16 protein-coding genes and 2 tRNA genes are annotated in these 12,856 nt (G+C 59.3%); 9 read left to right on the top strand and 9 right to left on the bottom strand.

The window, feature by feature from the left end:
- The 5 genes from OF122_RS12895 to OF122_RS12875 all read left to right on the top strand — a co-directional run bounded on the left by OF122_RS12895 (position 1) and on the right by OF122_RS12875 (position 1,678).
- The gene (locus OF122_RS12895) at positions 1-216 is read left to right on the top strand and encodes a hypothetical protein (protein WP_264224619.1); all 216 of its coding nucleotides are present in this window, start codon (positions 1-3) and stop codon (positions 214-216) included.
- Positions 216-461, top strand: a complete 246-nt coding sequence (locus OF122_RS12890; protein ID WP_264224618.1) for a hypothetical protein — start codon at positions 216-218, stop codon at positions 459-461. The genes OF122_RS12895 and OF122_RS12890 overlap by 1 nt, the downstream gene beginning before the upstream one ends.
- Before the next feature lie 142 nt (positions 462-603).
- Positions 604-897: a hypothetical protein gene (locus OF122_RS12885; RefSeq protein WP_264224617.1), complete on the top strand. Its 294-nt coding sequence runs from the start codon at positions 604-606 to the stop codon at positions 895-897.
- Positions 894-1,391, top strand: coding sequence for a hypothetical protein (locus tag OF122_RS12880; protein ID WP_264224616.1), 498 nt, complete (start codon positions 894-896; stop codon positions 1,389-1,391). The genes OF122_RS12885 and OF122_RS12880 overlap by 4 nt, the downstream gene beginning before the upstream one ends.
- Positions 1,388-1,678 (top strand): hypothetical protein, encoded by a 291-nt coding sequence (locus OF122_RS12875; protein WP_264224615.1) that lies wholly within the window; start codon positions 1,388-1,390, stop codon positions 1,676-1,678. Before OF122_RS12880 ends, OF122_RS12875 begins: the two co-directional genes overlap by 4 nt.
- A 419-nt stretch (positions 1,679-2,097) precedes the next feature.
- Here the strand turns inward: OF122_RS12875 and OF122_RS12870 are convergent, their stop codons facing one another.
- The gene (locus tag OF122_RS12870) at positions 2,098-2,325 is read right to left on the bottom strand and encodes a hypothetical protein (protein WP_264224614.1); all 228 of its coding nucleotides are present in this window, start codon (positions 2,323-2,325) and stop codon (positions 2,098-2,100) included.
- A gap of 28 nt (positions 2,326-2,353) precedes the next feature.
- Positions 2,354-2,423 (bottom strand) — tRNA-Thr (locus OF122_RS12865).
- A 263-nt stretch (positions 2,424-2,686) separates the two neighbouring features.
- Between OF122_RS12865 and OF122_RS12860 the strand changes: the two genes are divergently transcribed.
- The 4 genes from OF122_RS12860 (at position 2,687) to OF122_RS12845 (ending at position 6,496) form a co-directional block, all read left to right on the top strand.
- Positions 2,687-2,776: transfer RNA gene (locus OF122_RS12860), tRNA-Ser, on the top strand.
- A 423-nt stretch (positions 2,777-3,199) separates the two neighbouring features.
- Positions 3,200-4,540: an ATP-binding protein gene (locus OF122_RS12855; protein WP_264224613.1), complete on the top strand. Its 1,341-nt coding sequence runs from the start codon at positions 3,200-3,202 to the stop codon at positions 4,538-4,540.
- Positions 4,537-5,505 (top strand): O-methyltransferase, encoded by a 969-nt coding sequence (locus tag OF122_RS12850; protein ID WP_264224612.1) that lies wholly within the window; start codon positions 4,537-4,539, stop codon positions 5,503-5,505. The genes OF122_RS12855 and OF122_RS12850 overlap by 4 nt, the downstream gene beginning before the upstream one ends.
- Positions 5,506-5,653: 148 nt before the next feature.
- On the top strand, positions 5,654-6,496 hold the full coding sequence (locus tag OF122_RS12845; protein ID WP_264224611.1) for a hypothetical protein: 843 nt from the start codon (positions 5,654-5,656) through the stop codon (positions 6,494-6,496).
- On the opposite strand, the gene OF122_RS12840 is transcribed toward OF122_RS12845, so the two are convergent.
- The 7 genes from OF122_RS12840 to OF122_RS12810 form a co-directional block, all read right to left on the bottom strand.
- Entirely contained in the window at positions 6,446-7,786 is a 1,341-nt protein-coding gene (locus OF122_RS12840; protein ID WP_264224610.1) for a DNA cytosine methyltransferase, read from the bottom strand. The genes OF122_RS12845 and OF122_RS12840 overlap by 51 nt on opposite strands.
- A 34-nt stretch (positions 7,787-7,820) precedes the next feature.
- Positions 7,821-8,228 (bottom strand): very short patch repair endonuclease, encoded by a 408-nt coding sequence (locus OF122_RS12835; protein WP_107890678.1) that lies wholly within the window; start codon positions 8,226-8,228, stop codon positions 7,821-7,823.
- A complete protein-coding gene (locus tag OF122_RS12830; RefSeq protein ID WP_264224609.1) occupies positions 8,228-10,201 on the bottom strand; it encodes a DnaJ domain-containing protein in 1,974 nt (657 codons plus the stop codon). The genes OF122_RS12835 and OF122_RS12830 overlap by 1 nt, the downstream gene beginning before the upstream one ends.
- Positions 10,202-10,417: 216 nt before the next feature.
- Positions 10,418-10,801, bottom strand: coding sequence for a hypothetical protein (locus OF122_RS12825; RefSeq protein WP_264224608.1), 384 nt, complete (start codon positions 10,799-10,801; stop codon positions 10,418-10,420).
- The gene (locus OF122_RS12820; RefSeq protein ID WP_264224607.1) at positions 10,798-12,105 is read right to left on the bottom strand and encodes a recombinase family protein; all 1,308 of its coding nucleotides are present in this window, start codon (positions 12,103-12,105) and stop codon (positions 10,798-10,800) included. Before OF122_RS12820 ends, OF122_RS12825 begins: the two co-directional genes overlap by 4 nt.
- Positions 12,102-12,557, bottom strand: coding sequence for a DUF2924 domain-containing protein (locus OF122_RS12815; RefSeq protein WP_264224606.1), 456 nt, complete (start codon positions 12,555-12,557; stop codon positions 12,102-12,104). Before OF122_RS12815 ends, OF122_RS12820 begins: the two co-directional genes overlap by 4 nt.
- Positions 12,554-12,757 (bottom strand): hypothetical protein, encoded by a 204-nt coding sequence (locus OF122_RS12810; RefSeq protein ID WP_264224605.1) that lies wholly within the window; start codon positions 12,755-12,757, stop codon positions 12,554-12,556. The genes OF122_RS12815 and OF122_RS12810 overlap by 4 nt, the downstream gene beginning before the upstream one ends.
- Between the last annotated feature and the right edge of the window lie 99 nt (positions 12,758-12,856).

Raw genomic sequence — 12,856 nt, 5'->3', positions numbered from 1 at the left:
ATGTGGGAACGTCTGAAGAAGTTTTTCAAGCACAGCGAAACCCTGTTCTGGGCTCGTCTGCAAATGGCCGCTGGCGCTATCGCCGGGCTTGTCACTTACGTTGACCCGTCCGTGATCGCCCCCATCCTGCCGGCCGAGTGGTTCCCGGCCTTTCTCGTCATCAACGGGATCGCCACGGAATACCTGCGCCGCCGTCGCGCATCGGATCTGGAATAATGTGGTCGTTCATCATCAGCCAGTTCGGCCCCTGGCTCTTGGGCGCTGGCGGCATCCTCGTCGGCATCGTCGTGGCCTATTTCAAGGGGCAGGGCGACGGCAAGAAGCTCGAACGCACCAAGACCGCAGAACAGAACGCCAAGGCCGCAAAGGTCAGAAAGGACGTGGACGATGATGTTGTCAAAATGGGCAATGATGATCTTGATAGCCAGTTCAATCGCTGGGTGCGCAACGGCAAGCGGTAACTTCTGTCAGGTCGCATCCCCGATCCGCCCAGCCGTCACCGATCAGGTTGACGATTTCACCAAACGCCAAATCGTTGCCCACAATCTCACAGGCGAACGTCTGTGCGACTGGGCACCATAATCTCAAACAGGGACGCAAACCATGTCAGTTGAAAAAGCAGTCAATGAAGGCGCAACGATCCTCGGAGAGGTCGAGAGCGATCTGCGCAAAATCCAGTCCAATCTCTCCCGCCTCCCCAAGGTATTTCAAGCCGTCCATGAGGGCCAGAAGATCGGCTATCTGGAATCGGCTCACCTCGGCGCACAGGCCAAAGAACTGGCCGGCGACGTTGCCAGTGTCGAGGCCGCTGTGTTCTCGTTCCATCGCCATTTGACCATGCGGGCGCAAGAGGAAGGAATTGACTTGCCGCAGCCGAGAAGCGGGAGCGGACGATGAGCCATATCGACATGCTTATTCTCGGCGCCTACGGCCTTGCCGCTATCGCAGTCGGCAGGGATACGCGGGCTCTATCCTGGCTTGCCGTTTCCGCCGTTGTGGCGCTTTCAACAGCGCTCTATGTTCGGCATGGCTTCGGCAATGCCGCCTTTGTCTCTGCCCTCGTTGATGGCGGGGTCTGCCTTTTGATTTATGCTTTCGGTCGGCACATGTGGGAAATGCTGGTGTGGCGTTTCTACCAGACCTTTGTGCTGATCCACCTGATTTTCCTTGCCAGCGTTCATCAACTCGCCCCCGTGGTTGACCCGCTCATTTACGGCGTCTCCCTCGAACTCCTGAACATCCTCGTGGCCCTGACAATCGGCGGGGCGGGACTTATGCAGCGGCTCGGACATGATGGTCTTCGTGATAGTGCTTGGCGCCCTCTTCGCCCTCTTGTGCGTCTTGTACGTCAGAAAAGAACGCATCCTCCGTTCTGGGCGCCAGCGGAATGATTCCAGAAGCCGTCGCAACGATCGCCGTTAAATTCGGCGGGGCTGTACTTGGTGCCGCATTGGCGCTAACCTTCCAGCCTCCAAAGACTATTAGCGGGGCGCTGCGGCGGCTTGGACTATCGATCCCCTCGGGAATGATCTTTCACCCGCAGCTTGCCGAATGGCTGCAATGGCCTCGCAACTGGGACAACGATTTCGCCGCCATCGTCCTGACCTCTGCCATATCGTGGTGGATATTCGGCGCTATCGTCCGTGTTCTTGAGGTTTGGAAGGGGCCGAAGGGGTAGGGGGAATCGGCTGCAACCCTTGAGAGTGCAGAACGCGCCGGTTAAACTCGTCAAACCGCGCCCTGTTGATGCGCTCCATCGATTCCGGCTCATGGCTTCGGGCAAACGCTTCGCCTGTCAGAACTCCAATCGCGGCATAGACTAGGCTTTCCATCTTCTACCTCATAGAGAGAGGGGTTGGGCGTCGAGGGCGCGGCGCTCTTGCATCGTCAGCTTCGATTTGCCAGAATTCGCCCACGAGTGGCGCGGGTTGCAGCACATGAAGCACGAGCAGCCCTGCAAGTGGTTCGCCCATGACGCCCGCTTGTCGTGCGGGTAAATCTTCCGGGCCTTCTTTTTCATGCGCTCCAGATGCGCGCGTCGTTCGGCGGAATGTCCCATATCCTCACCTCGTTCTTTCCCCTCGCTTATAGAGGGGGCTAGTTCAGCGGGCTTTTTTCACCGCCCTCAAAATTTGTCACTGGCTTGCCGTCTTTCCCAAGCGGGGCAACGTTTGGGCTACAGGCGAACGCGAGGCCCTGACGCAGGCATAGTTCCGTTTGCTCGGAAGGATCGAGCGCCATAAACTCATCGAAAGGCATCCCGATTGTTTCGGCCAGTGCTTCCTTGGCATCTTGGACTTCTTGAGCGAAATCGTCGTCGTTCATACTGAACCGCCTTGGTTGGTGAGAACATTGGGGCGGGCCGGGCTCGAACCGGCAACCTACACCACGAGTGCAACTCTATCCGTTTGAGCTACCACCCCAATCTCCGAGGCAGACCGGGCCAGCACCCTAGGAATACTGCCGCCTCTACCCCCACCATACCACCATACAGGCGGGAGGGGAATCGGGTTTGAGAACGAATGGACAACATTCTGTACGGGATTTGTACGAACCCTAGTACACGTTCCGATTCTGTTTCTGCATCGTTCTGCAAGCATCTGCACGATAGTCATTTCGCATTTTTCGCCATACATGCCAGAAAAGCCCTTGCCCTATGGGGTTGTTCCGGGCTACCACCCGCCTCGGAGAGGTGGCCGAGTGGTCGAAGGCGCGCCCCTGCTAAGGGCGTAGGCGGGTAACTGTCTCGAGGGTTCGAATCCCTTCCTCTCCGCCACTTGCCCTCGCGAAAGCTTTCTCTCGATCCGGCTGCGGCCGGGTTTTTCCGTTGTTTTCTAGGGTTATGCGGGTGAGGCTGAGCACTGGCGTCCTCAGCACAGCAGCCGGACACATTCTCTTGAGCCCGATATTCTCCGGACCTCTCGACTGCGCGCATTCGGTGTAGAGCCCGTAACCAGTTGAAAGCATAGGGACAGTTCCTCCCAACACCTGAACACTTCGATTCCAGAGGCGTTCGACGGGAAGGAACCGGGGGCGAACTACTGGTCGGGACTTGCGGATCGCAAGGGTCTCCTCGCTCAATGGATATTGCTAAGGCCTCAGGAAGCAAGCGGGGCCCACGCTCCTTGACGCAGGAATAGAACAGCATCACGGTGAAAACCGAAGTGAAGCGATCAACCAGAACATGAGCCGTATTCCTATGCCGAACGAAGAACTGCACATTGATGCGATGCCGACAAAGGCATTCTTTGTCGACATGCTGGTTCGGGATATCCCCTTGGAGCGTGCCGTACTTGACTTGGTCGACAATTGTATTGATGGCGCGAAACGCATGCGCCCCGGAGAAGAGCCCGATTTTCACGGGCTTAACGTTTCGGTCCACTTGGACGGGGACGGGTTTGAGATTGCAGACAATTGTGGCGGCTTCGATGTGGAAACCGCTCGGAATTATGCCTTCCGGTTCGGCAGGCCCGAAAAAGCAGCGTCCACCGACTATTCGATAGGCCAATTCGGCGTTGGAATGAAGCGCGCCCTGTTCAAATTCGGACGCTATTTCGAAGTGCATTCCACCACCACCAAACAAAGATGGTCGATGCATGTCGATGTAGACACCTGGGAACGGGACGAGGGAAACTGGTATTTTGACTTCGCGAATGTTGAGGAGGGTCAATTTGCAGACGCCGAAGTAGGGACAAGAATCATAGTTAAGCGCCTGCGGCCGGAGGTCTCGCGTCAGTTTGCATCTGAGCACTTCAAGCGCCAGCTCTCCGAGATGATCCGCTCACACCAGCGACAGTTTCTGGCTTTTGGCCTGGCAATAGATTTCGGCGGTTTGCACTTGACTAACACGGACCTTCGCATTCGGTCAGGCGGTCAGTTTAATCCAGCAATCGAGGAGTTTGCCGTCGATGATGACACCGATGCACCCGTGAACGTCCGTATCGTCGCAGGTATCTCGGAGTCCTCTCCTACAGCCGCTGGCTGGTATGTAATCTGCAATGGCCGGGTGATCCTTTCAGCGGATAGATCCGAGTCAACCGGATGGAACTCCGTTGCCGAACAGAAGGACGGAATACCCAAATACCACAACCAATACGCCCGATTTCGTGGTGCTGTATTCTTCAGTTGCCGCGATTCAAAAAAGCTCCCATGGAACACGACCAAAACCGGTCTCGATGCGTCCACTACGGTTTGGCAACTGACCTTCCCCAAGATGCTGGATCACACTCGAACGGTCATCAATTTCTTGAACGCTCTTGACAACAGCATTGAGGAATATGGCGCGAAAGCGTCGCCCTTGTTGGTCGCGCTCAACAAGGAGACGTTAGCGAAGGAAGTCGAGAAGTTTCGGGGCCCGGCGTCGTTCTCTTGGAACCGAACTCCCCAAGTGCCTGGGCCCAAGACGATCAAAATACAGTACTCGAGAGAGGAGACAAAGATTCAGAGCCTTATGACCGCGTTGGGCGTCACTTCGGCGAAAGCGGTTGGAGAAAAGACTTTCGATATCATTTTCGAAGAGCAGGGTGGTGAAGATCAATGACTGCCAGCTATCGGATTATTGACTATTCGCTACGGCCAGCGAAATTCGCCGAGAGAAAAATGCTCAGCGAAATATTCTCAAGATTAAAAGTCTTCGCTTCACTTGAAAGCTATCGCTACATCGGTTTTGGCTCAATTTGGTTTTCGGATTGCATTCTATTCCACAAAGCCCTTGGCGTCGAAGATGTCATTTCCATCGAAAAAGAGCAGGCACATAAGGCCCGATTTGAATTCAACAAGCCGTATAAAGGCATTCGACTCATGATGGGGTCTGCGGCAGATGTCTTGCCAGGACTGGATTGGGCGCATCGTTCCATAGTGTGGCTCGACTACGATGACCCGCTCAACCCAGGGATTCTGGACGACGTCAGAACAGTTGCGACGCGTGCAACCAGCGGGACGGTTCTGGCCGTCTCTGTGCAGGCTGAAGGCCTTGTGGACAAGCGACCTCATTTGGAGGAACCGCTGGAGATTACATCCGCTCAGGGATTTCGCGATTGTTTCGGCGATGCTCGCACACCACAAGACCTTGAACCAGCGGGTCTGCGCGGATGGTCGCTTTCCAAAACATCTCGACGGATAATTCGCGACGAGATCGACGCAGGGCTTCATTCCGTTAACGCAGGGCGCAATCCCGGGCAAGTCCTGCGCTTTAATCAGATCAGCGCTTTCGAATACGCCGATGGCGCAAAGATGACGACTATTGTCGGGGTGTTTGTCGACCATGGCCAAAACGGTCATTTCGAGGCTGCTGGCTTTCGTACCCTACCTTTCTTTCGCGATGGTGACGAAGCCTTGCGGGTTAAGGTTCCGATGCTCACGCCCCGAGAAATGCGCCACCTGGACCGCAGCCTTCCCTGTAACGATTCTGGGCAACTGGACTTGGGCCCAATCCCAGAGGCGGACGGAAAACACTACGCGAAGCTCTACCGATACCTGCCGAATTTTGCCTCGTTCGAGCAGTAGCGGTTGGACAAGCAGCTCGGATCGAAGACTTCAGTGGAAGATCTAGCAGGGAATCGAAGTGCTTCGCAGTTTTCTTCGACGGATTGGGATTGATTGGATGCTTACGCTTGGGCGATAAGTGCTTGAGTTCCAAGTGGGAAGAGGTCGATTGGCACGCTCGCAGAAAACAAAGGTCGTGGAGCACCTGTTTGACAAGTACTGGAACGCTTCGACGGGCGCTCTGGACAAGAGCCTTATGAGCTTGGACGACGTCGCGCAGGCCATTCGCGAGTGCAACGATCTTTACGGCTCGACGCTCAGCGACCGAAATCCTGCGAATTTCATGAAAGATCTGCTGCGCGGCGCAAATGCCTCCAGCAACTGGCCGACCTCGGTCGCGGCCAAACGCTTCGCCGCGGTCCAGCGGACCGGCGACGGAGAGTGCTTCGAGTTCATACCCTACCGACCAGGACAGACCGAGCCGTTCCCCGATGCGTTCGGAGTTCGCGAAGATGCGCCGCGGTATCCAGTCCAGTCGATTAGTATTCCGCTCGTTACCAAGTCGCTGGGGCGTTCCGACGAAACCTGGTTGGTTCAAACTGCGATCAATCTGCGTGTTGTGGAGACCCATTTCGCGGTGGCAGCCGCGTTTCCATTGCTCGAACTTGCCCATCTTCAAATGGGGATCAAGCTGCGCTCGACTGAAATCGACGCCCTCTTTCTTGGCAAGACCGGCGATCCGCAACGCCCGGAATCCGTTCTGGTCACCTGCGAAGCGAAGCAGGCCAAGGACCCGCTTATTCAGAGTCAGATTATCAACCAAGTCCGTGCCGCCTTCGCGGAAGCGGAGGTGGACACGGTCGTTCCCATCGGTTTGCGGACGATCAAAGGCGTCGGGTTCTACCTGACCGAGTTCACTGCCGTGAAGCGGTCGGAAGTGTCGGCGCTGGAGGAATTGACCCTAGCCAGCGACGCCATCTACGAGTTGCGCCCCCCTGTGAAGGGCATATGAAGCCTCGATCTCTTCCTGTTTCCGCTTTCGCGCACCGCTCTTCTTGTCGCGGCGTCCGATAGGGTTCTGGATATCGAAATACGCAGCGGCCTCGGTGTTCCCCATACTCAGGAGCTTTTCGTCGCCGAGATCCACAGCCTCGGTCGGTCGCGTGGGGCGGCCCCCCAGCGCAGCGATAACGACGCTGGCTACCGCACGCGCCAGCGGGGGCGGCACTGAGTTTCCGATCTGGCGAGCACCATGCCATTTGGTAACGTTGAAGCGAAACCAGTCTGGAAAGCCGTGGAGGCGCGCCATTTCGCGCACAGTTACGCACCGGTCGAACGCGTAGTGAATCGGTCTCGGGCTAGTGAACGCGCCACGAGCAGAATCCGTCCCCGCTCTCAGCGTATTCGAAACGCCGTCGGCCGGCAGCTTGAACAAACGCGAGATCGGTTCCACGCGACCCTGTTCCGTTTCGCGAAAGCGCCGACGGGAAATCTCGGTGTGTTCAGTACGAGCGCTGGAGGTCAGTTTCTTCGGATCCCAATTCCGAGGGTGACCATACGCCCATGCGTCGTTGCCAAGGCCCCGCAGCGGCTCGGCGTAGGTGCTGGGCTTTCCGAAGGCCGCTGTCTTGATGGAGTCGGAATTTCGAAGGCGCTCGAACTCCTCTGCGTTTGGAAGATCGGCAAGAGCGTCCTGACAGGTCGGGCGTTCTGCGATTGCCTTGGGGTAGTCCGGAAGAGAGCGGCCCTTCTTTGCTCCCATCAAGATCAAGCGCTGACGATCCTGCGGCACGCCATAGTCAGCCGCGTTCAGAACCCGCCAGTCGCGTTGAACAGAGTAGCCGATTTCTTCGAATTCCTCGATCAGTTCGAAAAGAAACTTACGGTGCTTGCCTACAGTTAGCCCCTTCACGTTCTCGAAAACGAAGTAGTTCGAATCCAGTTCGCGAACCAAACGTACGAAATCCTTCACCAGCGCGTTTCGCGGGTCGTCGAGAGCGCGCTGCCCGATCAATGAGAACCCCTGACATGGAGCTCCGCCGAACACGACATCGACCGTCCGATCGCCAATCCCGGCCTCGGCGCGGATATCCTCGCCGGACACGTCCGTCACCGATCGAGGGATGACCGCGCAGTCCGGGAAATTGAACTTGTGGACCGCAGCATGAACGGGATCGATCTCGACAGCTGCAACGACATCGAAACCGGCCTGCTCGAAGCCAAGGCTCATACCGCCCGCGCCTGCGAACAAATCGATTCCAATAGGTCTTGCCATGCCGCCGCCTCCAACGTTTTCGCCCAACATATCGGTGTGCCGCTCGCTTGACCAGCGAAACCTAGCTTCTCAGGAAGGCTTCCACACGGCCGACGGCTCCTTCGAGGTCCCTCAGTTCGCACTGCCAGACAACGAGCGGCTCCCATCCAGCTTCCCGCAACTCAGTTAAGGCTCTCTTATCACGTTCTCTGTTTGTTTCAATCTTCGGCTTCCAGTACTCCGGCCTAGACTTCGGCAGTTGGCCCCACTTGCAGCCATGGCCATGCCAGAAGCAGCCATGCACGAACACGACCTTCTTCCGCGACGGGAACACGATGTCGGGGCTGCCCGGAAGATCGCGACGATGGAGCCTGAAGCGATACCCGAGCCGGTGAAGGGCGCGGCGCAGGGCGAGTTCAGGCTTTGTGTCCTTCTGGCGGACCATCGACATTATGTACGAGCGGCGGTCCGCAGTTACGTGGTCAGCCATCACGATGGACGCATGGGAATTGCCTGGAACGGATCGCCGGGTCTCTTCGGAACCGCGCGGATCCCACGGAAGCTCCCCCGTTGCGTCCGCGTTTCCACGACGACGTCGCCATTGTCGACATACGCCCGCCGGATGGGCGCCTTGGTCAGGGCGATCCCCAGCGGCCGGCCATCTTCCGTGAAGACGCGAACGCCCTTGCCTTCGACCAGGAGGACCATGCCTCCGCTGACGAGCAGATCGCATTTTGGCGAACAATCATGCAACGCGATCAGGCGGTCGCCGTCGAGCACATAGAGACGCGTCGTGGTCATCACATAGAGGAAGGATTCGGTCTCAACGATGCGGACAGGCACGGAGCCCACGTCGTAGATCGTGGTCGGCGAGCCGCTGCGGTCCACCCGCACCACCCGCCCGGCATAGGTGCCGAGCAGAGCGGTTTCTCCCGTCCCGGAGAAGGCTGCGGCATAGATCCAGTCAGCCTCGGCCGCGGGGCCAAAGCTGATCACGATTTCAAAACCGGCTTCACCTCCTCCACTTCCGTCCAGCTGCTCAGGATCGAGGCCGGTTAGCCGCTCAGATGCGACATTCACGGCCTTCATCCTCTCTTCGTTTCCGGGACTCACGTCAGGGTGCAGTTCACGCACGAGCTGCCGGTACCGCTTCCGGATCTCGTCGGGCGTGACCGGCATCTGAAGACCCATGACCTGTAGGGCTTGATCGATTTCCGCCGCGGTCCCGAAGCTGGAGCCGCCCACCCTGATGCGGGTCGGCTCTTTCGCCGGCATCCTGAGCCCCCATAGGCGCTCTCCTTCCCGGTTAAAGCACCACGCTTCGTCGACGTGAGTGAAGAGGTAGCGGTTTCGATCCGGTGTCAGTGCTATACAGCGCAGGGCGCGATGTGCCTCGCTTTCTGCTAAGCCGAGGCGTTCGCGGTTGGCGGCGACTTCTGGGGCGGCCTCTAGATCTGTCTCGAAATCGATGGCGAGGTCGCCACGATAGACGGTCATCACACCGCTCTTCGAGCGCAGCGCGAAGCCCTCGCCCTCTGGATGAACGGAAATGTGGTAGGCATCGCGGTGTAGGGGCACCGGTGTCCCAGGTCGTCCGCTCGCGTCGCTGAACATCACCGCTCCAGGAGCGCCCAGGCTGGCTTCTGACTTCGCAAGATCGTCGAACGACAGTGCGCCGCCACGCGTGCTGTAGTGCTTGCGAAAGGCCGGATCCGGTCGATCCGATTTTTCAATTGTCTTGACGACAATTTCGCTCCAGCCCCCCTGAGGGTCTGCAAAAGCTTCCTCGGTGGCAGGCAGCTCGACGGGTCGCTCCCACGCATTCGGCGAAGGCGGAAGCGGCACGATGTTCACACGCTTTGGGTCGAGTTCGTGCGGACGCCCGGCGCTTCGGTCGCGTCGGTGCGATCCCGGCCTTGCTGGTTCATTGTAGATCGTCGCGGCAGAGGCCTTGGGCATCTCGGCATCGGCGAGGTAGAGCTCATAGGTCTTTCCGCTCTTCGCGCGACGGACTTCTCCCGACTTCTCGAGGTAGGAGATGAGCCGACTGGCGCGGCGCCCGTCATCGACGCCCAGCACGGTTTTGATCCGGCTTTGCAGGATGCCCGGACTTGCGCGGATCGCTTCCCGGAGCCGGTCGAAAAGGTCGAGGTCGACGAAGTGTTCCTCCGCCTCGGTTCGGTAAGCTTGCAGATGGTCGAAACTCTGCACCAGGTCCCGCAACTCGCAGAGTCCGTCCCGATCTCCGACGATGGCCATCGTCGTTCCGCCTTGCGACAGGGCCGGAATCCGAATGTCGAGCCGCTTCCCGTCGCCTTGAGGATCTTTCAGCCAGTCGCGCAGCAGCGGTAGACTTGCACGCGCGGCTGCGGCCGCGGTCACATAGTCCTTTGCGGAAACCGAGGAGGTGAAACGTTCGAGTTGCGCGAAATAGAGCTGCCCGGGCAGAGAAGGGTCCGCCATCCGGAGGATCTCAGGCTGCGGCTCGGCAGCGGCCCTACTGCAAGGCTCATCTCGCGCAGAATCCAGTGCCTTGGACTCGCGGGCAGAAGATCCGCCAAATAACCATCTGAAAATGCCCGACATGATACGCCCCAATATCCCCAATTTGTCTCAGGGTCATCTGAAACCCAAGCTGCCGCAATCCCCGTATCGAGGGGAATTTCATTTGGCGGGCACTCAGGAAAGCAGCGCCATCTGTGATCGCCACTCCAACGGAAATGGCTCCATGAACCACTTCAACGTGACGTCCGAGCTCTGTTTCCCTTCGAGGATAGCTTCGACGATGTCGGGCGCAAGCAGCGTAAGGCGCAAGACACGGGCCATGTAGGTGAAGGCAATCGCCTCGCGCTCGGCCAATTCCGCGATGGTGGCGTATTCGCCCGACTCGAGCATCCGCTTCCATCGGAACGCACGGGCCAGCGCCTTGACCAGCGTGTTGTCAGTCCGCTGCGAGTGCGTGGCGCATTCGGGCATCTGCATCTCTTTCTTCCCGCCGCGTTTCACGATGCGGAACGGGACATGGAGCGTCACAGTCTCCGGGATCGGCGTGCTGCGGGTCATGCGGCCTCGATGCCGGCGGCCAGCATCTCGCGGGCCAGGCTGCCGAGCCCATCGACGCGGAGCCGGACGCTCAGCCCGTCCGTGCCTATCTCCACCCGTTCAACCAGCAGCGCCACGATGCGCGCCTGTTCGGCGGGGAATAGTTCATCCCAAAGTGGGTCGAGCTGCTGCAGGGCCGCGCGGGCGTCAGATTCGGTGATGTCTTCGTCGTGTGCTCGCGCCGCCTTCCACGTCCCAGCCACGATCTCGGGTTGGCGGAACACGGCGCGGAGTTGGCCGATGGCTGCGGCCTCGATATCGCCTGCGGGTACGCGACCGATGGGACACGCCCCCGCGCCGTGCTTGAGTACCGTCTGGCTGACGTAGTAGCGGTAGAGTTTGCCGCCCTTGCGGGTGTGTGTCGGCGAGAACGCGGCTCCATCGGGACCGAACAGCAGCCCCTTCAGCAGCGCGGGCGTCTCGGCACGGGTCCGAGCCGCCCGTTTGCGCGGACTCTCTTGCAAGATTAAATGGACCCGTTCCCATGTCTCACCGTCGATGATCGCATCGTGCTCGCCGGGGTAGCTGTCGCCCCTGTGGACCGCCTCGCCGATGTACGTACGGTTTGAGAGCATCCGGTAGAGATACTTCTTGTCGATCCGGTTGCCGCGTGGCGTGCGGATGCCGCATGTGCCGATCTCCCGCGCCAGTTCCGTGCAGGATCCGATCTCGATGAATCTGGCGAAGATCCAGCGCACATGCGCGGCGGTGTCCTCGTCGACCAGCAACTTACGGTTTTCGACCCGGTAGCCGAAGGGCGCCACACCGCCCATCCACATGCCCTTCTTGCGGCTGGCGGCGACCTTGTCGCGGATGCGCTCAGCTGTGACCTCGCGTTCGAACTGGGCGAAGGACAGGAGGATATTCAGCGTCAGCCGCCCCATCGACGTGGTCGTATTGAAGCTCTGCGTGACCGAGACGAAGGTCACGCCGTTCCGGTCGAACACCTCGACCAGCTTGGCGAAATCGGCGAGTGACCGGCTGAGGCGGTCGATCTTGTAGACCACGACCACGTCGACGAGCCCATCCTCGATGTCGGCCATCAGCCGCTTCAGGCCGGGCCGTTCCAGCGTGCCACCGGAGATTCCGCCGTCGTCGTACTGATCGCGAACCAGCACCCAGCCCTCGGACCGCTGGCTGGCGATGTACGCCTCGCAAGCCTCCCGCTGAGCGTGGAGCGAGTTGAATTCCTGCTCCAGCCCTTCCTCGGAGGACTTTCGGGTGTAGACCGCGCAGCGCAGCTTTCGGACCACGGGCTTCGTCATGTCCGCCCCCTGTGGTTCTTGATGCCGAAAAAGACCCAGCCATTCCATCGGGTGCCGGTGATGGCGCGCGCGATGGCCGACAGCGACTTGTAGGGCCGACCCTGCCATTCGAAGCCACCGGCGGTGACCGTGACGACATACTCGACGCCCTGCCATTCACGCAGGAGGCGCGTGCCGGTGATGGGGCGGTCGCGGTCGAGGCGCAGTCCGCGCTTCTTCTTGTCGCCACCGTCAAGTTCCTCGCCCAGCCGCTCCAAACGCCGGATGGTCTCCGGCTTCAGCCCGCCATAGGCGAGTTCCTGGATGCGGTAGGCCAGGCGGGATTCGAGGTAGCGTCGGTTGAACGGCGGCGGCTCGCTGTCGAACAACTCGCGCCACTGCTTCTTCAGGTCAGGCGTCGGGGTGGTCTTCAACGCGGCAAGGCGCGCGGGGATGGGGTCGTGAGTCGTCATGTTTTCTCCGTTGAGTTCGGGGTTGCATGACGGCATCGGTCGGCCGGATAGTGTAGGAGAATTTCTCCAGTATCGTCAGAAGGTTCGTCCCGATCGCGCTGCATCAGGCGGACCAGACCGAGGGCGAGCAGCCCGCACAACTCGGCGCGGCGTTCGGCGGGCGTCATCTGATCGGGTGGCAGTGGATTGGGGCGTTTCATGCGGGGATCGGCCGTGTTCGGTAGAGTTGCTACCGATCAAAAGCCATCCGGCTGATCGAGACGGGACATCACGCCGTCAAGACATTCCTGGATGCGAAC

The sequence above is a fragment of the Pelagibacterium flavum genome, from assembly GCF_025854335.1.
GTDB lineage: Bacteria > Pseudomonadota > Alphaproteobacteria > Rhizobiales > Devosiaceae > Pelagibacterium > Pelagibacterium flavum.
Note: the sequence above shows the minus strand (reverse complement) of the source record. Positions and strands in the feature narration are given on the sequence as shown.